Origin of the sequence: Pseudoalteromonas sp. CO325X (genome assembly GCF_004208955.1) — a bacterium.
GTDB lineage: Bacteria > Pseudomonadota > Gammaproteobacteria > Enterobacterales > Alteromonadaceae > Pseudoalteromonas > Pseudoalteromonas ruthenica.
Window position 1 is genome coordinate 56360 of record NZ_SGPG01000034.1, and the last position, 25354, is coordinate 81713.

Below are 25354 nucleotides of genomic sequence, written 5' to 3' on the forward strand. Positions count from 1 at the left end.
TCGGCTGTCATCAAGCGATGACGGCCGATTTTTTTAGGAGCACAGCATGAGTCAGTTTTTAATCGCGGACGATCACCCATTATTTCGTGAAGCATTAAAAGGGGCACTGACAAAGCAGTTTACCCCCCTAGAAGTGTTTGAATCTGATACCTTCGACAGTACCTTGGCGGTACTCGATGCGCAGCCAGAGCTAGACATTTTATTGCTGGATTTGCACATGCCTGGTAATGGCGATTTGTATGGCTTGATCCGCATCCGTGAGGATTACCCTGACCTTCCTATCGCTGTGGTTTCTGGCAGTGAAGATTTACATATAGTATCAAAAGTGATGGGCTACGGTGCCATGGGCTTTATTCCCAAATCATCTTCGGCACAGCAAATTGCTGATGCTATATCGCACATGTTAGAGGGCGATACGTGGCTGCCTGAGGAGATCAAAGACAAGGTCGAGGCGATCAGCGGTGAGGATAAAGAACTGGCGGCTCAGGTCGCTTCATTGACACCGCAACAGTATAGGGTGTTAAGCTACTTGCACGAAGGTTTGTTGAATAAACAAATTGCTTATGAGTTGAATATTTCTGAGGCGACAGTGAAAGCGCACATTACGGCGATTTTCCGCAAGCTCGGTGTCTATAATCGTACCCAAGCGGTGTTAATTGCCTCAAAGCTACAGTTGGAGCCTCTTGAAAATCAAAGCGAATAATCGCCACTGGAGGAACTATGAGCGCAATTACGGATCTGCATACCCTGTTAGCTAATCTTGAACCACAATTACAGCCCCAAGAGTATGTTTTTTGTTGTGTACCGGGGTTGTTATCTGATTATACTCAGCTTAATCCCCTTGCTGCGTTTAGTGAAAAAGAAGGTATGACGCTGGTACTTGAGGCCAATGCGGCGCAACAAGCTGGTTTTGATAGTGCCACTACCTACCGGCAGATCACCCTGAATGTTCATTCTGCTTTAGATGCAGTGGGCCTCAGTGCTGCCGTTGCGGACACCTTAGCTGCGGCGGATATCAGTGCCAACATTATCGCTGCGTTTTATCATGATCACGTGTTTGTTCCCAGCAACAAGGCCGAGCAGGCATTATCGGCGCTGCAAGCGCTGAGCGCCGATAACCAGTAAAGCTTAGTCAAATACCACCGTTCGGTTACCATTTATGAAGAGCTTGTGCTCGGCGGCAAGCTCAAGCGCCTTACAAAATACCTGCTTCTCTACGTCGCGGCCTTTTTTAGCCATACTCAAGGCGCTGTCAGCGTGAGTCACCGGCGTGACCTGTTGCATAATAATGGGGCCTTCATCAAGTTCATCAGTAACAAAATGGGCTGTGGCGCCAATGATTTTAACGCCACGCTCAAATGCTTGATGGTATGGCTTAGCGCCAATGAAAGCAGGCAAGAAAGAGTGGTGAATATTGATTATTCGACCACTAAAACGGGCGACAAATTCGGGGCTGAGAATACGCATATATTTGGCAAGGCCAATCATGTCCGGGGCATACTCGGCGATTTTATCGCCAACTAAAGCATCATGCTCATCACGGCTTAGGCCTTCATGGCTAATACAGTGAAAAGGCACATTAAACCCAGCAGCTAAAGGCGCGAGGTCGGGGTAGTTGGCAATCACTGCCTGCACTTCAATATTTAATGCCTGCTCGAAGCACTTAAGTAACACTCCACCAAGGCAGTGCGCTTCTTTGGTGGCCAGCAGCACCACCTTGGTTGCTTCACCGCCATGCAAGGAAAGCGTAGAACCACTGGGTAGTGATGCCTGCAATTCGGCTAGTAAATCAAGGTTATCAAAGTTTCCGTCCAGCTCAGTGCGCATAAAGAAACGCCCATGCTGCTTATCAACAAATTCGTTGTTGCGGGTAATATTCAGGTTATGCTCAAAACACAGCCCGGTAATTTTCGCGATTAACCCCTCTTCGTCGGGGCATTGCGCCAATAGTACTTTTTTCATTCCTCATTCCTAATGTGTGAACACATTAGGCATTATGCCCTAAAGAGAATGATTTAACAGTGCCTTTAACTTTGCGGGTTTTACTGGCTTAGAAAGATAGTGAACACCCGCTTCTTTCGCTTTTTGTTTTACTTCGTCATCGCGTACTGCGGTAATTAAAATAGCCGGTATGGGGCCACGCAGGGCGCGTATTTTTTCGATAAGACTTAAGCCGTCTTCATCATGACCAAGTTGATAGTCCATTAGAATCACATCGATAGCCCCCCCGTTTTGCACCCATTCGAGTGCTTGCTCGCCACTGGAGCAACCGTGGCTGTTGGCACCCCACTTATGTAATAGGTGGGTCATGGCGGTGATGTTTTCAGCTTCGTCATCAACGACCAGTACATCATAATGAGCTTGTGCGCGGGCACCGGTGTGTTGCTCTGTAGGGCTGCTGATACGCTGCGCGTTGCCATAAGGAACTTCTACTTTAAAGCAGCTCCCCTGGCCTAAAGTAGAGCGCATTGTTAGCCGGTGTGAGAGCAGGTCTACCATGCGCTTGACAACGCCGAGGCCGAGCCCCACGCCTTTATTATCGCCAGATTCAACGCGATAAAAGTCGTCGAATATCTTTTGTTGTTCACGCTCGCCAATGCCCAGTCCGGTATCCCATACTTCAATACTTAAATGGTGTTTACGGCGACGACAAGCAATAAGCACCTTGCCGCGCTCGGTATATTTAACGGCATTAGAAAGTAGGTTTTGTAAAATTCGGCGCAAATAAGTGATATCGCTATGAACCACATCATTGCGCGAGCGCAAGGTAATTTCGAGGCCCTTATCGGCGCATAAAATGGCATACTCATTGACCAGCGGCGCTAATATATCGTCGATATGAAAATGCTTCGGACTGGGGGTCATCGCGCCTTGGTCGAGTTTGGCAATATCGAGCAGGGCTGACATCAAATGGACGGTGCTATCGAGGCTATCGCCGAGTTTATCTAAGCTGCTGGCGTTATGCGGGGTTAATGTTTGCTCATCAATTGCCGCAAGGTAGAGGCGCGCCGCATTCAGCGGCTGCAAAATGTCATGGCTGGCTAGAGCGAGAAAGCGGGTTTTACTGTCATTGGCGCGCTCGGCTTCTTGCTTGGCCGCTTTTAGGGCTTGCTCGGTTTGTTCTCGGCTGGCCATTTGTGCTTTGAGATCTTGGTTGATTGCACGGATCTCTTGCGTGCGCGCTTCAATGCGATTCTCCAAGTCCATGTTCACTTCCTCCAGCGCGTTTTGTGTCGCCATGTGTGCGGTAATATCCGAAAAACTGGTCACAAAACCACCGTCTGGGAGCGGGTTACCTATCATTTCATAGACCTGACCGCTGCGCCGATGGCGAATGAAGTGATGTGAGCTGCCATTACGCAGGTGGCGGACGCGCTTTTCCACATGATGCTCAATCTCCCCCGGGCCACACTCGCCACGTTGCGCATTGTAGCGAATCACTTCTTCAATCGGTTGGCCTTGTTGTAAAAAACCCTCGGGATAGTTAAACATTTCGGCATAACGTTTGTTCCACGCGACTAAATTTAAGTCTTTATCGACCACTGAGATGCCATGACTGAGGTTCTCTAATGAGGTAAAGAGTAAGTTTTGGTTAAATCGCAACGCCTGGGTGGTTTCATCAAAGAAGTTGACCACCTCCTCAAAGGCTAATTGCTTACCACTGGCCACCGTTTGTATCAATGCTTGCGCCGACGATGCCCCTAGTACCCCAGTAAGAGCGCGCTCACAATAAGCAATAAATTCATTCGAGGGTTGGGCATTATTGTCATTGAGCTCGTCGTTGGCTTGGTAGTGGCTCAATACTTGGCTACTGCGCTGGGCGCCTAAAAAGGTTTGCAGCAGTACCTTAAAGTCATAAACCGTGGCATTAACGTGTTTGTTTAGTCGCTTGGCGAAGTTAATCTGCTCTTTGGGGTTCACAAAAGCGGCGGCCTGAATACGGTCTATCAATCGCTCCTGAGCTCCAAGGGAGAAGCTGATATAACAACAAATGTTGGCGAATAGCGCGATCAATGTTCCTTGAGTAATCAATTCTTGCTGCGCGGTGCTATCTAACACTGTGGGGGTGTTCATAATGGGTAGCATTAAAAACAGCATCCAGCAGATCACTCCGGCAGTCAGTCCGGCATACACGCCATATGCATGGCCTCGGCGCCAGTATAAGCCGCCAACAATAGCCGGAAGCAACTGAGTTACTAACGAAAAAGCAACCAATCCCATAGACGCTAACGTTTCGCCGTGACCAAATACTTGTTGGTACAGGTAGGAAAGCAGCAGGATGGCGGCAATAGTAAAGCGCCTGACTAACAAGATGCGGGCTCGATAACTGCGGTTAATTTGGTTGCGGCGAAACTTACGCTTGAGTATCAGTGGCAGCACCACATCGTTAGACACCATGGTGCTTAGGGTCAGTGTCGCTACAACAATCATCGCGGTCGCGGCCGATAGTCCACCGATAAACACGAAGGTAGTGAGTAACCAGTGTCCAGTACTTAACGGAAAGGCGAGAACAAAGCTATCAGCACTGTGTCCGTGGCCGATTTGCGGCATGATGGCGGCGCTGGCGATGGGTAGGATCATGGCGCCAATAAGTAAAAGGTATAGAGGAAAAGCCCAGCGTGCGGTCTTTAAATGACGGATATCCTGATTATCAACCACGGTGACGTGGAACTGACGTGGCAAGCAAATAATTGCAGCGGCGGCCATCAAGGTTTGACCGATAAAGCCAAAGCTGAGCATATCGGAGCTTTGCCAATGCTGCCAGATTGCGTCAAGGGAGACAGAACCGGGCAACGAATAAAGGGTGTACACCGCAAGCCCTGCAACGAAAATGAGTGCTAGCAACTTTATCAAGGATTCAAAGGCCACCGCGAGCATCAGTCCCGAGCGATACTCGGTGACATCGACCTTGCGGGTACCAAAGAAAATGGCAAAAACGGCCATGATTAGCGCGCCACTAAGCGCCAGTATAGTGCCGGATACCTGAGCCCCGCCGGGGAGCAGTAAAAAGCTGCTGGAAAGCGCCTTAAGTTGCAACGCAATGTAAGGAATGGTGGCCATCAGCGCGATAAACGTGACTAAAATAGCGCTCAATTGGCGCTTGCCGTAGCGCGCAGAGATAAAATCGGCAATGGTGGTGATATTTTGTTTTTTACTGACCAATACCAGTTTGCGTAAAAAGCCCTGACAGAAAATAAACAGTAACGCCGGGCCCAGCAAAATAGGCAGATAGCTCCAACCGCTGCTCGCCGCTGTGCCCACTGAGCCATAATAAGTCCACGAGGTGCAATAAATCCCTAAAGACAGTGCGTACACAAAGGGATGGTGACTAATGTATTTGGCCCAAGGCGTGGTTTTGTCGCCCCAATTTGCCAACCAAAACAGCAAGGAGATGTACACCAAGGATACAAAGATAAGAGCGAGGGTCATAAGCCGCAGCGTTATTGTTATTAGTAGCAAATACCATAGCAAACCCGCAGCTTATTTAGCAGTGATTTTTAAGTGCTCAGCGCATGCGACTTAAGGTTATTAGACTAATGTATTAAGCCATTGTTCACCTTTGAGAAACGCCCTGATTTTATCTGTTTCGATCTCTAACCTTATGAAAGTTATATGTTTATTTGAAATGGTGTTCTCGGTGTTATTGACGTTAAGTTTTTGTTACGACTAAGGTCTGAATTTCCTCTGGCGCTGGCGTTGCTAGATTCAAAAGTGATGATAACAACCAGTCATACTTTTAGTGTGACGTGAAGGGGATACAAAAATGGCTTTTAAAGATGCAGATCACGCTAAAGCCTATTGGAACGAAAACCTCAGTCTAGTGTTTAAATTGCTAGTGGTGTGGTTCGTGGTTTCATTTGGCTGTGGCATTTTGCTAGTCGACGTACTCAACGAGGTGCGTTTCTTCGGGTTTAAACTGGGTTTTTGGTTCTCGCAACAGGGCGCCATTTATACCTTTGTGGTTCTTATTTTTGTCTACGCACACAAAATGAATGCGTTAGATAAAAAATACGGCGTAGACGAATAAGGAGCGCAGTGATGGATGTTCAAACGTTAACTTTTTTAATTGTTGGCCTTAGCTTTGCCATGTACATCGGTATTGCTATTTGGGCTCGAGCGGGCTCAACCAACGACTTCTATGTAGCTGGGGGTGGCGTACCACCTTTGGCAAACGGAATGGCAACTGCTGCAGATTGGATGAGTGCTGCGTCGTTTATCTCTATGGCGGGGATTATTTCTTTCGCCGGCTATGATGGTGGCGTGTATCTAATGGGCTGGACCGGCGGTTATGTGTTACTTGCGCTGTGCCTTGCGCCTTATCTTCGTAAGTTCGGTAAGTTTACCGTGCCGGACTTTATTGGCGATCGCTATTATTCTCAAGCGGCACGTATGGTGGCTATTTTCTGCGCCATCTTTATTTGCTTTACCTACATCGCAGGGCAAATGCGTGGTGTGGGCGTAGTGTTCTCGCGCTTCCTTGAAGTAGACATTGAAACCGGCGTCTACATTGGTATGGTGATTGTGTTCTTCTATGCCGTATTGGGCGGTATGAAAGGCATCACCTACACCCAAGTAGCGCAGTACTGTGTCCTTGTTTTTGCTTATTTGGTTCCGGCAATCTTTATCTCGTTGATGATGACCGGTCACTTGCTGCCACAAACTGGCTTTGGGGCGACACTGAGTGATGGCTCGGGCGCTTATATGCTCGATAAACTCGATGGCCTCAGTACCGAGCTCGGGTTTGCGCAATACACCGAAGGCTCCAAGAGCATGATTGATGTGTTCGCTATTACCGGCGCCTTAATGGTTGGTACTGCGGGCTTGCCTCATGTAATTGTTCGCTTCTTCACTGTACCTCGAGTGCGTGACACCCGTATTTCTGCGGCTTGGACTTTAGTGTTCATTGCCATCGTGTATACCACGGCACCGGCAGTTGCGTCTTTTGCGCGTGTTAATATGATTGACACTATCAATGGCAAAGATGGCAGCGGAACGCTCTACAGCGAAGCCCCAACCTGGATTAAAAACTGGGAAAAAACCGGCTTAATCACGTTCAATGACAAAAATGATGACGGCCGCATGTACTACTCAGCAGGGGATGTTAACGACCCAAGCAGTGCCAACGAGGTGAGTGTCGATCGCGATATTATGGTGCTTGCTAACCCAGAGATCGCTGATTTACCGGCCTGGGTTATCGCCTTGGTTGCAGCCGGTGGTATTGCTGCGGCATTGTCGACCACTGCGGGTTTATTATTGGTCATTTCAACTTCGGTGTCCCACGACTTGTTGAAGCGTACTTTGAAGCCAAATATCAGCGACAAGCAAGAGCTACTGGCAGCGCGGTTAGCGGCAATGGTGGCCATAGGCATCTCCGCTTACTTTGGCATCAACCCGCCCGGGTTCGTGGCATCGGTGGTGGCCTTCGCCTTCGGCTTGGCAGCGGCCAGCTTCTTCCCTGCGATTATCATGGGCATTTTCTCTAAGCGCATGAATAAAGAAGGGGCGATTGCCGGTATGGTAACGGGCATCGGCTTTACCGCTGCGTACATCATCTACTTCAAGTTTATCAGCCCCGACCTAAATAGTGCCGAGCACTGGTTGTTCGGTATCTCCCCTGAGGGCATTGGTTTGCTCGGTATGGTGGTAAACTTTGTGGTCGCCGTTGTGGTTCAGCGTATGACTGCTGAGACACCAGAAGAGATTCGTGAGATGGTCGAGGGGATCCGGAATCCGAAAGGATCAGGGACCGCACACGCACACTAATGTGTGAAACACACAGACAAGCCCGGCCTTAGACCAAGGTCGGGCTTTTTTTGTCGCTGCTTTCGGCCTAGATTTAAGCTATATGCAGGATGCGGTGTTTATCTATGGTTGGCTAACACGCTAACAAGTAGGTAGACACAGCAGTGATCAGTTGAGGTGTGGATAGTGAGCCCACAGCATCAAGATATTATCGATTTTGTCATTGAACAGGCCCCGTTTAATACGTTAGCGCGCTCTGCCTGTGAATACTTTTGTCATCACCTTGAAGTTATTTATGTCACGCGAGAGAACCAGCATCAGTGGCTTGATTCTGACGACCCAAAACTATTTCTTATTCGCAGCGGTAGCCTAGAAATCGTCGCACCAAGTGGAGAGGCGGTCGCGCGCTTAAGTGCGGGTGATTACTTCGGCTATCCGTCGCTACTCAGCGGTGAGGCCATTAAAAACCGTATCGAGATAAAGCAGGAAGCTCTGGTATATATTCTCAGTCAGTCCAGTTTTGATTATTTGCGCCACGAATATAAACCCTTTGAGCAGTACTTTGTTCGTGCACACTCGAATCGCCTATTGTCATCGAAATATCAACACCACAGTGATAGCTGGTCAGAACGTAAAATTGCCGAGCTGATGACTCGCCAAGCCGTTACTCTGGGCCCTGAGGCCAGTATTAGGCAGTGTGCACAACTGATGAGTGACCAGCGAGTGTCATCGATTATGGTAACCCACAGCGAAGACACCAAGTTGCTCGGGGTGGTCACCGACCGCGACTTGCGCACTCGAGTTCTGGCAGCGGGGGTGGACCCTGAGCAACCTTTGCAAGCCATTATGACCGCCCACCCGAAATACATTTTCGAAAATAACCGGGTATTTTCGGCTATGCATTTAATGCTCAAGCACAATATTCACCATTTGCCGGTGCTGAACGAGGCGCATCAGCCGGTGGGCATGGTGACCGCGACTGACTTGTTACGGCAGCAAAAAAGCGATCCCGTGCAGCTCATTGGTCGCATTTATAAGGCGGCGGGGGTTGCTGATTTAAAGCGCTATGCCAGTGAGGTGCCAAGTTTACTCGATAGCTTTGCTTATCATATCGAAGACACCACCTTGGTGGGTAAGCTACTCAGTGGTATTAGTGATGCGTTGACCACGCGATTGATTCAATTATACCAACAACGCCATGGCGATGCGCCTAAGCGTTTTAGCTGGATTTGCTTCGGTTCACAAGCGCGGGAAGAACAAACGCTGCACTCAGATCAAGATAATGGTTTGCTGTTGCCCGATCAATTGAGCGATGCTGAGGCTGATTATTTTCGTGGCATGGGCGAGTTTGTGTGCGAGCAGCTCGATGTTTGCGGCATTGTCCGCTGTCCAGGGAACATCATGGCCAGTAACCCGCAATGTCGGCTATCGATATCGGCCTGGTTAGATAAGTTTGCTGGCTGGCTTGGCAGTCCCACGCCCGAGGCTATGCTCAACTGTAAAATCTTCTTTGATATTCGCTTTATCACCGGCTCCAGTGATTTGTTTGCGGCATTTACAACGTCACTTGGTAAGCAAAACCGCGATCAGCTTTTTTACCGTGCCTTGGCCAGTGAGCTGAACCAAAATTCGGTGCCTATAGGCCTGTTCCATCAACTAAAAACGCAAACCGACGCCCAGCATCACAAGTTTATCGACCTGAAAAAGCGCGGTATTGTGATTATTAACGACATTGTTCGCCTGTATGCTCTGCAAGAGGGTATCCGCAGTGCCAATACCCTAGAGCGCTTGGATGCGCTGATAAAAACTCGGCAGTTATCGAAAAAAGACATTTTTGATTTAAAAGACTGCTGGCGCTATTTAACGCAATTGCGTCTTAAAGCTCAGCTGGATAAAGAGCCGGTGCCAAGTAACTGTATTAACCCCGATACTTTAACGTCGCTCGAGCGCCACCAACTTAAAGAGGCATTTTACTTGGTGCGCCAAGCCCAGCAGGCGGCGAGCTTTAAGTTCGCGCGAGGGAGCTTGTAATTATGACCTATGCGTGGTGGCAAAAGCTCAAAGCGGTGTTTGGCCAAGATCATTTTGGCTTTGCTGATAGTTGGCATCGTCATCGATATGTGGTGGTGGATTTAGAGCTAACAGGGTTAAACCCTAAGGAGCATGAAATTGTATCTATGGCGTGGGTGGTGATCGAAAATCAACGTATTTGCCCGCGCCAAAGTGCCCATATGTTGCATAGCGGGGTGTCGCAGCTAGCGCAATCGCCTATTTATCACGGTATCACCGCGTCGCGTTTAATCAGCGAGGGCGATTCCATGGCGGCGATACTGACCGCCTTTGATGCTGCCTGCGAAGACAGTATTTTAGTGTTCCATAATGCCTTGCTCGATGAGCGTTTTTTGCGCTGTGCTTACAAACAGCAGGGGCAAAAGTTTCGTTACTTGACGTTGGATACCCTGAAAATTGAGCAACGCCGTTTAGCGCGGCAGGGCACGGAAGTGGCGCTTGATGCATTGTCGCTCAGTGCCTGTCGGCGTCGCTACCAGTTGCCGGTTTATCGGGAACACAATGCGTTGAGCGATGCGTTGGCCACTGCGGAATTGTTTCTTGCCCAAGTTAATCACATGAGTCGGCAGCAAAGGCTGCCGCTCAGCGCGTTGATTACTGCTGGTTAATTAAAGGCAGTTCGGCTTGTTGCCATTTTAAGAAATCACCCTCTAAGTGGTATAGCTGGGTAAAGCCTTGCTCTTTAAGCGCCTCCAGAGCAATACCTGCGCGACGACCACTGCGACAATACACCACAATGGCTGTGTCTTTGTTGAGTGTGGCGCCATTTTCAACAATCTCGCTATGGGGGATGTTTACCGCACCTTTGATATGTCCTTGCTGATACTCTTGTTTTGAGCGCACATCAAGCAGCGTCATTGGCGTGGCACTGAACCTATCCGCCATCAGTTGTTGCTGCGTAACCGTCTGTGCTGACTCAGCGTGCAGTGCGGGTGCAAAAACGAGGGTGCACAGGACGAAGGCCAGCGATACCCCGAATGCAGTGAGTTGTGATGCGATTGTTTTTATCATAATAGCCCCTGTTGTTGGCGTGATTAGTCGTTTACGAAGCGATGACACCCAGTGTGTATGACCTATTCCACTTTGGCACAACGCGTAGCGTTAAGGGTGATCATAGTCGCGAGCATCCACTGGCTGCAAGGTTTTCAGCTCCCCGCCAGCACAATCACCATTTATGTATACGGCTACCACCACCGTGTTGAGCACATGTTTCCCTTGATTAGCCATCGCTTGGTATTGTTGTTTCGTGTTAATATAGCCCCATTTAAAAGCATATAGCGGCTGATTCTGAGCAGCGGCTTGTTATACTATCACAGTTGTTTTTTATAAAAGAGTGAGTCGTCGTGGCTGAAGTAAGAGCTAGGGTCCAATTAAATGTGGGCAAAAACAGTGATATCCCGGCAGAAATTGTCTCATTTTCTGGGCTAAAAGATGGCCAAGAGCATGTTGCACTAATTTTTAATGAGGCGGACAAGCATCAGCAGACACCGCTTATTCGCATGCACTCTGAGTGTTTAACCGGCGACGTTTTCCACTCCAGTCGTTGTGACTGCGGTGAGCAGCTCAATGAAAGTATCGAATTAATGCACCAACAGGGCGGAATATTGTTATACCTGCGTCAAGAGGGGCGAGGCATAGGGTTGTACAATAAGCTCGACGCCTATGTTTTACAGTCTCAAGGTATGAACACCTATGAAGCCAACAACCACTTGGGCTTTGCTGATGATTTGCGTGAGTTTTCCGATGCGGTACTCATGCTTAAGGCGTTGGCTGTGACGCAGGTCAAACTGATGACTAATAATCCTAAAAAACTCAGTGCGTTAGCTGATAATGGCATCGATGTGAAAGCTGTCGTGGGCACGTCGGCGCATATTAAGGTGGGCTTAACGGGAAACCAAGCATACTTAGAAACCAAAATTAAGCATGGCTCGCACATGCTCGATATCAAAAAAATACAAAAACCATAAAGCACGACGCAAAGAAAGAGGAAACGCAGTCATCATGGCTATAGAAATTCGCGTACATAGCGCCAAAGCCGGCGGGCGCTGGATAAAGCAGGGATTGGATATATTTGCCAAGCAGCCTTTCACCTTTATGTTTATGTACCTGCTCATTGCTGTTTTAGGGTTAGTTGGGCTGGTGGTACCGCTGTTGAAAATTCCAGCAGCACTGGCGACGCCTTTTCTAATGGCTGGTTTTTATCAGTCAGCACTTGCGCGCCAGCAGGGGAAAAACGTTGCCTTTGCCGACATCATCGATGTGTTTTCACAAAAAGGCCGACGTATGGGCTTGTTCCGGGTCGGCTTGTACCAAATGGGTGCGGGGATCTTACTAGGCTTGCTAGCTAGCGTGTTATTTGCGGATATGGCTGCGGTGGTGAGTGACCCGAACATGAACCCAGAGCAGGCGCTACAGCTATTAGCACAAAGCCTGTCATTTCCTTCGTTAGCCTTGTTCCTGGTAATAACCAGTATTTACCTGTGCGCCTTTGCATTTGCCATACCATTAGTGTTTTTTGGCGGCCACACGTCGATGTGGGCGGTGATGAAAGCCAGCTTGATGGCGTTTTATCATAATGCCGCAGCAATGACGGTGTATGGGCTTATTATGGGTGTTTTGATGCTGTTGTGTGCAGTATTGTCCTTTATTCCTCTTCTGGTTCTAATGCCGATTTGCTACATTAGCCTTCTGGTGGCGTTTCAGGCGATTTTTGCGCCGCAACTGGGCGAGCAGGATGCACCCACAGCGCAGCATGTTAATGCTATTAGCGACACCACCGACAATGGTCGATTTGACGCCTAATGGACGATAGCGAAAAGCAAAAGCAAAAAAATTACGTTCTGTGGCTGTTAGGACGACAGGACTACAGCCGCAAAGAATTAGAGCGCAAGTTAAGCCAGCGCCAAGTGCCGCAGGCGTTTAGCTGCGAATTACTGGACTGGTGTGAGCAACATGGGTTTTTAGATGACAACCGGTTTTGTGCCGGTTTTGTCCGTCGCGCAGCGGATAAGCGCCATGGTCCGCGACGCATTATGGCTGATGCGCAGCAAAAGGGGCTGGCAAAAGAGCAAGTTAGTGAAGCCATCGATGCCTTAGACATAGATTGGTTTGAACTCGCTTTAGAAGCTTATACCCGGAAGTTCCGGACAACAGATAAACAATTAGATTACAAAGAAAAAGCTAAGCGCATGCGTTATTTAACAGCGCGTGGGTTTGACTACCAACAGATAGAATTTGCACTTGCAAGTGAAGCGAATGACGAGTGAGAAAAACGCAATGCAGCATTTGACGACCGCACAGCTAAGACAAAAGTTCTTAGACTATTTTGCCAAGCACCAACACCAAATTGTGCCTTCGGCTTCATTAATTCCTGGTACTGATCCAACGTTGTTGTTTAACAACGCCGGTATGGTGCCTTTTAAAGACGTATTTTTGGGCGCGGAAAAGCGTCCCTATACGCGAGCGACCAGCGCCCAACGTTGTGTTCGCGCAGGTGGTAAACACAACGACTTAGAAAATGTTGGTTACACTGCCCGTCACCATACCTTTTTTGAAATGCTCGGTAACTTTAGCTTTGGCGATTATTTCAAAGAGCAAGCTATTCAATTTGCATGGACTTTTTTGACCGAAGAGCTCGGTTTGCCTAAAGAGAAACTTTGGGTGACGGTGTTTACCGAAGATGATGAAGCCGCCGATATTTGGATTAACAAAATTGGCGTGCCAGCCGATCGCGTCTCTCGCATTGGTGAAAAAGATAACTTTTGGTCCATGGGCGATACTGGTCCATGTGGTCCGTGCTCGGAAATTTTCTACGATCATGGTGAAGAAGTCTGGGGCGGTCCACCAGGGACGCCAGAAGAAGATGGCGACCGTTATATTGAGATTTGGAACTTGGTTTTCATGCAATATAACCGCCATGCCGATGGCACGATGGAAGCCTTACCTAACCCATCTATTGATACAGGCATGGGTCTTGAGCGTATCGCCGCCATCATGCAGGGCGTGCATTCAAACTATGAAATTGACCTATTCCAAGCGTTAATCCAAGCTGCAGCAAAAGTGACGAATGCGCAGGATTTAGAAGATAAGTCATTACGGGTTATTGCCGACCATATCCGTTCGTGTGCGTTTTTGGTGCTAGATGGTGTTATGCCTTCGAATGAAGGACGCGGTTACGTGTTGCGTCGTATTATTCGTCGCGCTGTGCGCCACGGCAACAAGCTGGGAGCAAAAGGCACCTTCTTCCACCAACTGGTTGGTGCGCTGATTGAACAGATGGGGGATGCATACCCTGAGCTTGCCAAACACCAGAGCATTATTGAAAAAGTACTGCGTATTGAAGAAGAGCAATTTGGCAAAACTCTAGAACGCGGCTTGGCTATTTTGGAAGAACACTTAAGCGCCCTAGAAGGCGATGTTATTCCCGGCGATGTGGTATTCAAGCTCTATGATACCTATGGCTTTCCAGCGGACTTAACCGCTGATGTCGCTCGTGAGCGTTTTATGACCATTGATGAGCGTGGTTTTCAGCAGTGTATGGATGTGCAACGTAAAAAAGCACAGCAAGCTGGCAAGTTTGGCGCTGATTACAACACGCAACTGCGCTCTGATAAGTCGAGCGACTTCAAGGGTTATGAAGCCGAGCATTATAGCGGCACTGTAGTCGAGTTGTTCGCTGCTGGTGATAAAGTATCGGTATTGGAAGACGGTCAAGAAGGTATCGTGATACTTGATCGTACGCCATTTTATGCTGAGTCAGGCGGTCAGGTGGGTGACACCGGCGTGCTGAAAGCCGGTAATGGAGAGTTTATTGTTACCGATACACAAAAACTCGGCAATGCTATTGCGCACTACGGCAAAGTAAGTGGGCAAATGGGGGTGAACGATAAAGTGGACGCGCGTATCGATGCTGAGCGCCGTGACCGCATTAAGAAAAACCACACTGCAACCCACCTTATTCACGAAGCATTGCGCCAAGAGTTGGGTGAGCATGTAAACCAAAAAGGCTCCTTGGTTGAGCCTGATCGTATGCGTTTTGACTTCTCCCATTTTGAGGGCGTCACGCGTGAGCAACTACAACGCATCGAACAACAAGTGAATATTGAAATTCGTCGTAACTTTGCTTTGCAAACTGAGCTGATGGCCATTGATGAGGCAAAAGCAAAGGGCGCTATGGCGTTATTCGGCGAGAAATATGACGATGAAGTACGCGTCGTGAGCATTGGTGACTACTCTATCGAGCTGTGTGGCGGTACCCACGTGCAGCGCACCGGCGACATCGGTTTATTTAAAATCGTCTCAGAGGCAGGTATTGCCGCTGGTGTGCGCCGTATTGAAGCGGTCACCGGTGATGATGCATTGAATTATGTTGCTGAGCAAGAGAACAAACTGGCGCAGATAGCGGCGTTGCTCAAAGCGGATAATGCCTCGGTGCTTGATAAAGTATCGGGTTTAATTGAGCGTAGTAAAGGCCTTGAGAAGCAGGTGGCGCAACTGAATGACAAGCTTGCCAGTGCAGCGGGCGCCTCGTTGCTTGATAGTGCCATTGATGTCAACGGCGTTAAGCTGCTTGTGGCGAATGTTGCTGGCACCGAGAGCAAAGCGCTGCGTGGTATGGTTGATGACCTGAAGAACAAGATGGGTTCAGGCATTATTGCTTTAGGCGTTGCGAACGGCGAAAAAGTCAGTTTAATTGCTGGTGTCACCAAAGATCTTACTGGTCAGTTTAAAGCCGGAGAGTTGGTTAACCATATGGCTGCACAAGTCGGTGGTAAAGGTGGCGGTCGCCCTGATATGGCACAAGCCGGTGGCTCGCAACCAGAGCACTTAGATAGCGCACTGGCCAGTGTTCAAGCATGGGTGAGTGAACGTGGATAAACAACAGGCGCGTATTTATTCGTGGCACTGTTAGTTCAAAAGTTTGGCGGCACCTCGGTAGGCTCGATTGAGCGTATTGAGGCCGTCGCCGATATCATTATTCGCCAACGTCAGCAGGGCCACCACATTGTGGCTGTGGTGTCAGCAATGTCAGGCGAAACTAATCGATTATTAGCGTTAGCTGAGCAAGTTGATAGCTCCCCCAGTCCTCGTGAACTTGATGCATTAGTCAGTACCGGAGAGCAAGTAAGTGCCAGTCTTCTAGCGATGGCACTGATCCGCCGAGGCTACCCTGCCATCAGCTTGCTAGGCGATCAACTGGGTATTCGCACCGACAACCTCTTTACCAAAGCACGTATCAATGACATCAACAGTGCCCGCTTACGTCAAGAAATTGAACATGGTCGCATTGTTATCGCAGCAGGATTTCAAGGCCGTGATTTGGAAGGAAATATTACCACTTTGGGGCGCGGCGGTAGCGACACTTCGGCAGTGGCCATTGCCGCTGCGATAAATGCTCAAGAATGTCAGATCTATACCGACGTTGACGGCGTATATACCACTGATCCTCGTATCGAACCTGGGGCATGGAAGCTGTCGAGCGTGTCAGTGCAGGTCATGCTAGAGATGGCTAGTTTAGGCGCGAAGGTATTGCATATTCGTGCAGTGGAAGCCGCTGCGCATTATAAAATGCCATTGCGGGTGTTATCCAGCTTTAATGTTGGGGAAGGGACGCGCGTTGATTACGAGGATGAAGGTATGCAACAACAGACTGTTTCGGGAATTGCCTCCAAGCGTGAGCAAGCGCTTATCTTTATAAATGATTGCTCAAATGATGGTTCTACTTTAGCAAATATAGTGGAACTCTTGGCTGAAAAAGGCATCGAAATAGACATGATTAACCAAGTTAATCAAAAAGTTGGAAAAGTAGACTATGCTATAAGTGTACCTAGCTTAGAGTTGCAACAAGCAATGAGTTTATTGCAAGAAAGTGGTGCTTTAAGCGGGGCCAAAATAGATAGTCGTGACGACCTCGCCATGTTGTCTATAGTTGGCGCAGGGATAAAAACGAACACGCCAATTACGGGGCGATTTTTTCGCGTGTTAGCCGATGAAAATATTGATGTAGTCGTCGCTAGCTCAGGAGAAATAAAGCTTTCAGTTCTTATTGAACGAAAGTACTTGGAATTGGGCGTACGTGCATTACATGCGGCTTTTTTAACGGCAAGTGAATAATCGCTTTTAAGTTTTACTTACTTTTAGAGTGATTATTCTTTAGAATGCCGGAGACGGAATTTTTTACTAATTTGGAACTATGGGAGCAAGCGAATGCTAATTCTTACTCGTCGAGTTGGTGAAACCTTAATGATTGGTGATGAAGTCACAGTGACTGTTTTAGGCGTTAAGGGTAACCAAGTGCGTATCGGTGTGAATGCACCAAAGGATGTGTCTGTTCACCGCGAAGAGATTTACATGCGAATCCAAGCCGAAAAATCGGACTCAAATCCGGGCAACGCATAAATAAACGAATTCATAAAAGCCACTATCAAGTGGCTTTATTTTTATCGAAAATAAATGCAATCACTTTCTCATTGAGCACTCGTGCGGGAAAATAGTGCCTAGCTCCCTTATCGGTGACAATAATTATTCCCTTCTGCGTACTCAATACCTCTTTAATCTGTGGCCATGAGTATTGCTTCTTATGGGCATTAATCTCGGTACTAATTCCTTGCTCATCAATCCGCAGCGTCACTTCATTTCCAGCAGCTCTTGTTAATCGCTGTCGTGCCACCCACCAAGGTTGCTGATATTTGTAGGCAACCACTTCTAAAATAGCTAAAGCAAACAAAAAATAACCAAGGTAGTTATTTTGCAACTTAAACATGCTAAAAAGAGCAAGTCCCACGAGCAAGAGCACCAGTGGATATTTGAGTTGGCGGCGATGGCTGAAGGGCAAAGACTGCTCAAAGCTTTCGTGGTAGTAGTCTTTATCTAAAATATAGCTAGTGTGGTAATTCATAGTACTCGTTATATGAACTTGATTAATATAGAGGCAGGTATGCGCACGATTTTTATGGCATTAACGGCCGCGCTTTTCAGCGCTACGGTTGGCGCCCAACACCAATTTTTGGTCTTTGGCGATATGCCATATTCTCCTATCGATGAAGCGCTGCTCACCCCACCTACAGGGCCATTATATCAAGGCGTGCGGCAAACCCCACATCATTTTATTGTCCACGTCGGCGATATTAAGGCTGGAGCTGTCGCTTGCACCGATCATGTTTTGCGCGGCAACTACCAGCTGTTAGCTAATCTTAGTGAGCGGCCCTTTGTCTACACACCGGGTGACAATGATTGGACCGACTGCGATAGGAAAGGGCTTAGCACACGCTTTGATGAGCTAGAGAGGCTAAGTTTTGTACGTAAAGAATTCGCTGTGCACACGGTCGCTTTGCCCGGCTATGAACGCCAGCCTGAGCTGCCAGAAAGCCAGGCTTGGCGTATAGAGCAAGTGCAGTACCTAACTGTGCATGTGGTTGGTACCAATAATGGTCGTGCGCAAATTCTTAAGTCTCATAAAAAACAAGCGCTGCAGGCTGTTAAAAAGCGAGATCAGCTCAATATTCAATGGCTAACACGCCATGCTGATAAAGACCTAACCGCCATGGTTGTCTTTTTTCAAGCGGATATCTTTCGCTCAAGTAGCGATAAGGGAGTGTGCAGTGACAATAACCGAACATGTGATGGCTTTGCTGTCTATCGTCAGTATTTAGATAAGCTCGCTCAACACAGTGATTATCCTATTTTAGTGGTGCATGGCGATACCAGTGAATTTTGTTTTTCACAGCGTCAGTCGCAGCTTTGGCATCTTAATGCACCTGGCGATTTTCAGGTTTTAGATATTGCTCATGTAACCGTTAATGTAGATTCAGCACAGCCTTTTCAGGTGTCTCCCTTGTTGACAAATAGCGCTGTTCCTCGCTGTGAAGATGACGGTTAGCTACTGCGTCAGGTAAGTATAAAAAAGCCGCGCTAGGCGCGGCTTTTGTTAACACTGCGAATTAGAACTGGAATCTTAGGCCCAGTTTAAATTTGCGACCAAGCACGTCATAGTTACTTGGGAACGTGTTACCCGAGTTAGAGCTGGTATCACCTGCCTCATTGCCCACAACCGGTGGATCTTTCTCGAACAGGTTATCTATACCCAAACTTGCGGTGATATTATCGGTAAGGTGATAATTGGCATACAAGTCAAAGTAATCGTAGGAATCGATACTTCTAAACTCTGGGAAGTAATCGTCGGCAACGACCGGCTCTGCGTCAATGCCATCAATGTGACGCCATTGCAATGACAGGGTAAAGTCGTCCATTGCCCACGTAGTACGCTGCACCCAGCGCATCTCTGCGAGGGGATCACAGCTGGCACTGTAATACCCTTTACAGTCGATAATTCGCGCTGTATCGGAGCTTTGCGATTCCTGAGTTAGATACTTGTTGATGGTTCCAGAGAACTGCAGCTCACCCATGTCTTCAAGTGGCACGAAGAAATTGAAGCCCAGTTCAACCCCCTCAGCGGTCAAGTTCTTGAGGTTGGTAGTGAATTGTTCAATCCCGGCACCAGCGACGGTTAAGTCGCCACCAACACGTTGTATTTTGGCACACTCTTGTGCATCACCTAACTTGTAACAGGCATCGAGGATTTCCTGTGCTGAAAACTCGCCGATGATGTCATCAATATCAATATCATAGTAATCTAAACTGATAGTGAAGTTTTGCAAGGTATCGAACTCAGGAGTCCAAACAATACCTGCTGTAAAGGTGCTTGCTTCTTCAGCGTCAGGTGGATTAAGTGGGTCGCTTCCAGAGATCACTTGTACTTGACCTGATATCACATCTTGCACGTTACCCACTTGCGCATCAGTCATGCCAGTGGAAATACACAGCTGGCGCAGTTCAGCACTGATGTTACCGGCGTTGGCAACCGAGCAAGGGTCGCTAGTCGCGTTATCAAGGCCAGTTACCACAGGAGAGGCAATTTCACCCACATTCGGAGCTCGTGTCGCTTGCTGTTGCATAACACGTACTAATACGCTGCTAACTGGGCGCCAGTTGAAACCAAGCTTCCAGGTTTCATTAGAGCCCACGGTATCGTAGTCAGCCCACCGGAAACCAAACTCCACATCAAGCGTATCAGCAAATGCCATACCGTCTAAGACAGGCAAGTAACCTTCCATGAACAGCTCATCAACACTGAAGCCACCTTCAATAGGTAACTGGTTACCTCCAGCACCGCCCTGACAGCTCGCTGGTGCAAGTTTCAAACATTCATCAGGCTCAAATAAGCCTTTTTCTTTGCGGTACTCGTAACCAAAGCTCATTGATAGCGGTGCGCCGGCGCCGGGCACTTCAATAAACTCAATCGGACCATTGATGGTCGCAGTTGCGATACGCTGGCTGTACTTTTGCTGCTGTAATGCAATCGCTGTAGCATAACCGGCCATTTCATCGGTAATGGTGCCAAAGCCACCAAACAGGTTGATGGGTACGCAAGTTGGGTCGCCGTTTAAGCAGGTGACGCCGTCTTCGGTTTCAAGGGCATTTTGGATGTTAGTTAGGTTGGTGTAGCCACCGCGTACGGTGGTACGGTTGGACTCACCATATTGGAAACTAACATCATACTCCCAGTCGTCAAACACATAACCTTTCACGCCAGTGACAAACTGGAACAACGAGGTGTCATAGCGCTCTGTACGGGGGCCGAGTTCGAGTGTACGCCGACGCAACTGCACAGTTAAATAGTCCTCAGAGTCGACGACGCCATTGCCGTTGACATCATTCCAGTTACTGTCACTTAAGAGACCATCAGCGAGCGCATTGTTGCCCGTATCAATCATAAATTGCTGTGCTTGATCGCTAATTAATGGGTTAAACAGTGGCAATTCGAAACTCGCACCAAATGTGCCTGATGGGGCAACCTGTGTATCTACCGAGATCGAGCTGTAAGTGAGTGATGAATAAACTTCATGATCGTCGGTAAGGTTGTAACGAGCGAGAGCCGTACCTGAATAGCGCTCGGACGGTGTTTGATAGAAGTTGTAGGGGTTGAAGTTGAACACGCTACAGGTATCGGCAGCAAGTGTGCCATCATTTCTAAATTGGCCTGCGGTCCCCGCTCCGACAATACCAAAGCGTGTGGGCATGGCCGTTGTAGAACCACCACTTTCTACTGAGTTAGGGGCCTCACACTCAGAGGGTGCTGGAACGGGCGGTTGACCATTTAGGAATTGCTCATAGTTGGCGCCTGATGCGGTTTCGATACCAAGTAAACCCAGCGGGCGATCGCCAAGGAGCACTTGGTCACGCTTCATCCAGTCCAATGAAAGTACGACGTTACCTCTGTCGTCAGCGAGGTTAGAACCGATGGTAAGCGATATATTACTTTTATCGCCGTCACTTTCGTCTGTTTGCTGGTGAGAGGTGTCTAAGGCTATCCCTTCAAAATTATCTTTAAGGACAAAGTTAACCGCCCCAGCAATGGCATCAGAGCCATAAACGGCCGAAGCACCACCAGTAACCACATCGATGCGCTCTACCAGCGCCGAAGGGATCACCGAGGTATCTACCGAACCGTTGTAGTTGTATGGGATCATTCGCCGGCCATTAACCAGTATCAATGAACGCTGAGATCCCAAGCCTCTTAAGTTGACCGTTGCTGCACCACCAGAGCCGTTGTTCACGTTGCTGCACCACCAGAGCCGTTGTTCACGTTACTGCCGTCACCGGGAATAGTGGATGGTAGAGTACGAAGAATTTGCTCTACTTCGGGTTCTTGTTGGAAGCGCAGCTCTTTCTCGCCAATGGACGTGATGGGGCTGGCTGAGACAGCGCCGGGCTGGCGAATACGACTACCTGTGATGGCAATGACCTCAATATCCTTGGCTTCTTCATCCCCCGCAGCGAGTGCTTGAGGCATAACGAATGAAGAAATACCTACGCCGAGCGCTACTTGTAGCGACAGCGCCAGTTTAGATTTTAACATTGTTTTTCTCCCTTGTTATTAGTAAGACTAATACTTCAGGGCCAATCAAACTGCGGTTGTTCCTATTTAGCGTCATAAGCTTAGTCCGATTTGTTCAAACCTGCCAATGACTTAGAGTCAAAAAATAGAGCAAAACCCTCAACGTAAACAATGTAAAATCAATCTTGGTATGACCAATTATCTTTTTTGATGTTATCACCATCATTGATGACTAATGAAGATGATTTTTTCTCGTATAGATTTTATTTATATCCGCTATTTTTATTATCTATAAAGTTGAATTAACGGCATTGTTGGCGGTTTTTAAGTCTCCTAACAAGAAATTCAAGGTTATAAGTATTGGTATTACCAATTTACACTTATGTGGACATTCTCTTTTTTTTTGATATGGTGTTGGTTAAATATCAATAAAAAGTAACTAAATTTGCACTGGGGTGAGCATGGATATTACAGCATTGTTAATTGAAGCCGCTTGGCTTATGGCGACCGGTATGGTGGTGGTCTTTGTATTTCTACTCATATTGATAGGCGCTTTACGCCTAATGTCATATATCTTTGCCGATACAGAACAAGCGAATCAACAAGCTAGCGCCACTACCACGCATCACAGTAAGCGCCCTTCAAAGGCGCATATTGCAGCTATTGCTGCGGCTGTGCATCAGTATAAGAAGCAATAATAAGGGTCAATTATGTCTAAATTAAAGCTTACCGAATTAGTACTGCGAGACGCGCATCAATCTTTATTAGCAACACGCATGCGCTTAGAGGATATGCTCCCGATCGCTGATAAGCTTGATCAGGTTGGGTTTTGGTCAATGGAATCATGGGGTGGGGCCACCTTTGACTCCTGTATCCGTTATTTAGGTGAAGACCCTTGGCATCGTATCCGTGCCCTGAAAGCGGCGATGCCTAATACTAAACAGCAGATGCTACTGCGTGGTCAGAATTTACTCGGCTATCGTCATTACAGTGACGATGTTGTGACTAAGTTTGTCGAGCGCGCTCACACCAATGGTGTTGATGTGTTTCGTATCTTTGATGCGATGAATGATGTACGTAATTTAGAGACGGCAATCAAAGCCGCTGTAAATATTGGCGCCCATGCGCAAGGCACTATCTCTTACACCGTCTCACCGGTCCACACGTTGGATATGTGGTTAGATCAGGCTAAGCGCCTTGAAGATATGGGTTGTCATTCTATTTGCATTAAAGATATGGCCGGGCTGTTAAAGCCCTATGATGCCGATAAGCTGATCCGTGGCTTAAAGGAAACCGTGTCTTTACCCATTGCTATGCAATGCCATGCGACCACAGGACTAAGCACAGCAACCTACCAAAAGGCCATTGATGCTGGCATTGATATGCTTGATACGGCAGTTTCTAGTATGAGTCAAACCTATGGTCACAGCGCCACCGAGACCTTGGTTGCTATTGTCGAGGATACCCCGCGTGATACCGGTTTGGACCAAACCTTACTCGAGGAAATTGCGGCTTATTTTAGGGAAGTACGTAAGAAGTATGCGCAATTTGAAGGTAGCTTAAAAGGTGTTGATGGCCGCATCCTATTAGCGCAAGTGCCCGGTGGCATGCTCACAAATATGGAAAACCAGTTAAAAGAGCAAAACGCAGGCGATAAGTTAGACGAGGTACTCAAAGAAATCCCCAAAGTCCGCAAAGACTTAGGTTACTTACCTTTGGTCACCCCCACCTCACAAATTGTTGGCACTCAAGCCGTGTTGAATGTGCTTACCGGTGAGCGCTACAAGTCTATTACTAAGGAAACCGCAGGCGTTCTTAAAGGTGAGTATGGAGCAACACCCGCACCGGTAGATAGCCAATTGCAACAGCGTGTTTTAGAAGGTGCAGAGGCAATTAGTTGCCGTCCAGCCGACCTCATTGAGCCTGAGCTAGACAAGCTGACGGAGGAACTAGATGCTCATGCGAAAGAGCAGAACCTCGAGTTAGTAGACGAGGTGGTTGATGACGTTTTAACCTATGCACTATTCCCGCAAATCGGTTTAAAATTCTTAGCGAATCGAAATAACCCTGATGCTTTCGAACCAGCGCCCAGCGCCGAGCCGGAGCAGCCAAAGGCTGTGGCCAAGGCGGCACCGACAAAGCAAGGGCCAGAGCGTTATAGCATTAGTGTCGATGGTCAGGCCTATGATGTTGTCGTCGCCCCCGGTGGTGAGTTGGAGAGTGTGCGTGCTGTTGAGGGTGAAGGTGAAAACCCACCGCAGTCGGCTGCGATTAGTGGCGGGGAAACACTGAATGCACCGTTAACGGGCAATGTCTTCAAGGTTTTAGTCAAACCTGGTCAGCACGTGAGTGAAGGTGATGTGGTTATGATCATGGAAGCGATGAAGATGGAAACTGAAGTGCGCGCATTGCACGGCGGTGAAGTCAGTGATGTGTTAGTGCGTGAAGGTGACTCCGTGAGCGCTGGCGATGCCTTAATTGCATTGGTTTAGGGGGGGGTATGGAAGGAGTATTAAATCTCTGGCATGCCACCGGCATTGCCAACTTTTCCGTCGCTCAACTGGTGATGATCTTAGTCGGTTGTGGGCTGTTATATTTGGCGATAGCGCGTAATTTTGAGCCATTACTATTGGTGCCTATTGGCTTCGGGGCAATATTAACAAATATCCCCGTGGCTGGCATGGCAGACCCTGGTGGCATACTGTATTACGTGTATTACATAGGCATTGACTCCGGGGTCTTTCCGCTACTTATCTTTATGGGAGTGGGGGCACTTACCGACTTTAGCGCGTTGATCGCGAACCCGCGCATGTTACTTCTAGGCGCTGCGGCGCAATTTGGTATTTTCGCGACCTTGTTTGGTGCTATTGCTTTGAATTTTGTGCCGGGCTTTGAATTCACACTCAAAGACGCATCTGCTATTGCCATCATTGGCGGTGCCGATGGCCCGACTGCTATTTTCTTAGCCTCAAAATTAGCCCCAGACTTGCTCGGTGCTATCGCAGTGGCGGCGTATTCTTATATGGCTTTGGTGCCCATTATCCAGCCACCCATCATGCGAGCATTAACCTCCGAGCAAGAGCGTAAAATTGAGATGCCGCAGTTACGAGCGGTTTCCAAAAAGGAAAAAATTATTTTTCCACTTATGGTTCTGGCGTTAACTGCGATGTTCTTACCAGCAGCAACGCCGTTGGTGGGAATGTTCTGTTTGGGTAACTTAATGCGTGAGTCAGGTGTCGTCGATAGGCTCAGTAGCACAGCGCAGAATGAGTTGATCAATATAACGACTATTTTCCTTGGCCTAGCGGTGGGCTCAAAGCTAGCTGCTGAGCAATTTCTGACGGTGGAAACCATTGGTATCCTAGCGTTAGGAGCCTTGGCATTTTCCATTGGCACGGCTTCAGGTGTATTCATGGCAAAAGGGCTGAATAGATTATCGTCATCACCTATTAACCCCTTAGTAGGGGCCGCTGGTGTATCTGCTGTGCCTATGGCTGCTCGCGTGGTCAATAAGGTTGGCCTGGAGAACAACCCACATAACTTTTTATTGATGCATGCCATGGGGCCAAACGTTGCTGGCGTTCTTGGTAGCGCTGTGGCTGCAGGTATTTTACTGGCCTTGGTGGGCTAACCTCTGCCGAGAAA

The 25354-nt window shown here is 48.2% G+C and carries 22 protein-coding genes; 16 read left to right on the plus strand and 6 right to left on the minus strand.

The window, feature by feature from the left end; translation table 11 throughout:
• Positions 1–46 precede the first annotated feature (46 nt).
• Together EXT46_RS17995 and EXT46_RS18000 are read left to right on the plus strand one after the other, a co-directional pair.
• On the plus strand, positions 47–703 hold the full coding sequence (locus EXT46_RS17995; RefSeq protein WP_045978517.1) for a response regulator transcription factor: 657 nt from the start codon (positions 47–49) through the stop codon (positions 701–703).
• A 17-nt stretch (positions 704–720) separates the two neighbouring features.
• Positions 721–1125 carry an ACT domain-containing protein gene (locus EXT46_RS18000; RefSeq protein WP_022946948.1) on the plus strand — a complete coding sequence of 135 codons (405 nt, stop codon included), beginning with the start codon at positions 721–723 and terminating at the stop codon, positions 1123–1125.
• A gap of 3 nt (positions 1126–1128) precedes the next feature.
• Here EXT46_RS18000 and purU read toward each other — a convergent pair whose 3' ends face one another.
• Entirely contained in the window at positions 1129–1962 is an 834-nt protein-coding gene (gene purU / locus EXT46_RS18005; RefSeq protein WP_022946947.1) for a formyltetrahydrofolate deformylase, read from the minus strand.
• Positions 1963–2001: 39 nt separating this feature from the next.
• Positions 2002–5430 carry a PAS domain-containing hybrid sensor histidine kinase/response regulator gene (locus EXT46_RS18010; RefSeq protein WP_130148975.1) on the minus strand — a complete coding sequence of 1143 codons (3429 nt, stop codon included), beginning with the start codon at positions 5428–5430 and terminating at the stop codon, positions 2002–2004.
• Between the two features lie 334 nt (positions 5431–5764).
• Between EXT46_RS18010 and EXT46_RS18015 the strand changes: the two genes are divergently transcribed.
• The 4 genes from EXT46_RS18015 (at position 5765) to EXT46_RS18030 (ending at position 10421) form a co-directional block, all read left to right on the plus strand.
• Positions 5765–6028 (plus strand): DUF4212 domain-containing protein, encoded by a 264-nt coding sequence (locus EXT46_RS18015; protein WP_022946945.1) that lies wholly within the window; start codon positions 5765–5767, stop codon positions 6026–6028.
• A gap of 11 nt (positions 6029–6039) precedes the next feature.
• Positions 6040–7764 carry a sodium:solute symporter family protein gene (locus tag EXT46_RS18020; RefSeq protein ID WP_022946944.1) on the plus strand — a complete coding sequence of 575 codons (1725 nt, stop codon included), beginning with the start codon at positions 6040–6042 and terminating at the stop codon, positions 7762–7764.
• 165 nt (positions 7765–7929) lie between these two features.
• Positions 7930–9774, plus strand: a complete 1845-nt coding sequence (locus EXT46_RS18025) for a DUF294 nucleotidyltransferase-like domain-containing protein (protein WP_130148977.1) — start codon at positions 7930–7932, stop codon at positions 9772–9774.
• Between the two features lie 2 nt (positions 9775–9776).
• Entirely contained in the window at positions 9777–10421 is a 645-nt protein-coding gene (locus tag EXT46_RS18030; RefSeq protein ID WP_130148979.1) for a 3'-5' exonuclease, read from the plus strand.
• Here the strand turns inward: EXT46_RS18030 and EXT46_RS18035 are convergent.
• Entirely contained in the window at positions 10408–10824 is a 417-nt protein-coding gene (locus EXT46_RS18035; RefSeq protein ID WP_053910692.1) for a rhodanese-like domain-containing protein, read from the minus strand. The two genes, EXT46_RS18030 and EXT46_RS18035, sit on opposite strands and share 14 nt — an antisense overlap.
• Before the next feature lie 332 nt (positions 10825–11156).
• Between EXT46_RS18035 and ribA the strand changes: the two genes are divergently transcribed.
• The 6 genes from ribA to csrA all read left to right on the plus strand — a co-directional run bounded on the left by ribA (position 11157) and on the right by csrA (position 17211).
• Positions 11157–11780 carry a GTP cyclohydrolase II gene (gene ribA, locus EXT46_RS18040; protein ID WP_022946939.1) on the plus strand — a complete coding sequence of 208 codons (624 nt, stop codon included), beginning with the start codon at positions 11157–11159 and terminating at the stop codon, positions 11778–11780.
• Positions 11781–11814: 34 nt separating this feature from the next.
• Positions 11815–12615: a BPSS1780 family membrane protein gene (locus EXT46_RS18045; protein ID WP_053910693.1), complete on the plus strand. Its 801-nt coding sequence runs from the start codon at positions 11815–11817 to the stop codon at positions 12613–12615.
• Positions 12615–13079: a regulatory protein RecX gene (locus tag EXT46_RS18050; RefSeq protein ID WP_022946937.1), complete on the plus strand. Its 465-nt coding sequence runs from the start codon at positions 12615–12617 to the stop codon at positions 13077–13079. The genes EXT46_RS18045 and EXT46_RS18050 overlap by 1 nt, the downstream gene beginning before the upstream one ends.
• Before the next feature lie 10 nt (positions 13080–13089).
• Entirely contained in the window at positions 13090–15690 is a 2601-nt protein-coding gene (alaS, locus tag EXT46_RS18055; RefSeq protein ID WP_045978616.1) for an alanine--tRNA ligase, read from the plus strand.
• 21 nt (positions 15691–15711) lie between these two features.
• Positions 15712–16926, plus strand: a complete 1215-nt coding sequence (locus EXT46_RS18060) for an aspartate kinase (protein ID WP_130148981.1) — start codon at positions 15712–15714, stop codon at positions 16924–16926.
• Between the two features lie 93 nt (positions 16927–17019).
• Positions 17020–17211, plus strand: coding sequence for a carbon storage regulator CsrA (csrA, locus tag EXT46_RS18065; protein WP_022946934.1), 192 nt, complete (start codon positions 17020–17022; stop codon positions 17209–17211).
• A 25-nt stretch (positions 17212–17236) separates the two neighbouring features.
• Here the strand turns inward: csrA and EXT46_RS18070 are convergent, their stop codons facing one another.
• A complete protein-coding gene (locus EXT46_RS18070; RefSeq protein WP_130148983.1) occupies positions 17237–17710 on the minus strand; it encodes a YcxB family protein in 474 nt (157 codons plus the stop codon).
• A 39-nt stretch (positions 17711–17749) separates the two neighbouring features.
• Between EXT46_RS18070 and EXT46_RS18075 the strand changes: the two genes are divergently transcribed.
• Positions 17750–18691 (plus strand): hypothetical protein, encoded by a 942-nt coding sequence (locus tag EXT46_RS18075; RefSeq protein WP_130148985.1) that lies wholly within the window; start codon positions 17750–17752, stop codon positions 18689–18691.
• Between the two features lie 61 nt (positions 18692–18752).
• Here EXT46_RS18075 and EXT46_RS18080 read toward each other — a convergent pair whose 3' ends face one another.
• Positions 18753–21428, minus strand: a complete 2676-nt coding sequence (locus EXT46_RS18080) for a TonB-dependent receptor (RefSeq protein WP_240701166.1) — start codon at positions 21426–21428, stop codon at positions 18753–18755.
• The gene (locus tag EXT46_RS19065; RefSeq protein WP_240701167.1) at positions 21425–21730 is read right to left on the minus strand and encodes a hypothetical protein; all 306 of its coding nucleotides are present in this window, start codon (positions 21728–21730) and stop codon (positions 21425–21427) included. The genes EXT46_RS18080 and EXT46_RS19065 overlap by 4 nt, the downstream gene beginning before the upstream one ends.
• Positions 21731–22170: 440 nt before the next feature.
• Between EXT46_RS19065 and EXT46_RS18085 the strand changes: the two genes are divergently transcribed.
• Genes EXT46_RS18085 through EXT46_RS18095 form a run of 3 tightly spaced genes read left to right on the plus strand, consistent with a single transcriptional unit; the run spans position 22171 to position 25340 of the window.
• The gene (locus tag EXT46_RS18085; protein WP_053910697.1) at positions 22171–22407 is read left to right on the plus strand and encodes an OadG family transporter subunit; all 237 of its coding nucleotides are present in this window, start codon (positions 22171–22173) and stop codon (positions 22405–22407) included.
• Between the two features lie 12 nt (positions 22408–22419).
• Complete coding sequence (gene oadA, locus EXT46_RS18090; protein WP_130148987.1) at positions 22420–24201, plus strand: sodium-extruding oxaloacetate decarboxylase subunit alpha; 1782 nt, start codon at positions 22420–22422, stop codon at positions 24199–24201.
• An 8-nt stretch (positions 24202–24209) separates the two neighbouring features.
• Positions 24210–25340 carry a sodium ion-translocating decarboxylase subunit beta gene (locus tag EXT46_RS18095; RefSeq protein ID WP_022946928.1) on the plus strand — a complete coding sequence of 377 codons (1131 nt, stop codon included), beginning with the start codon at positions 24210–24212 and terminating at the stop codon, positions 25338–25340.
• The last annotated feature ends 14 nt before the right edge of the window (positions 25341–25354 follow it).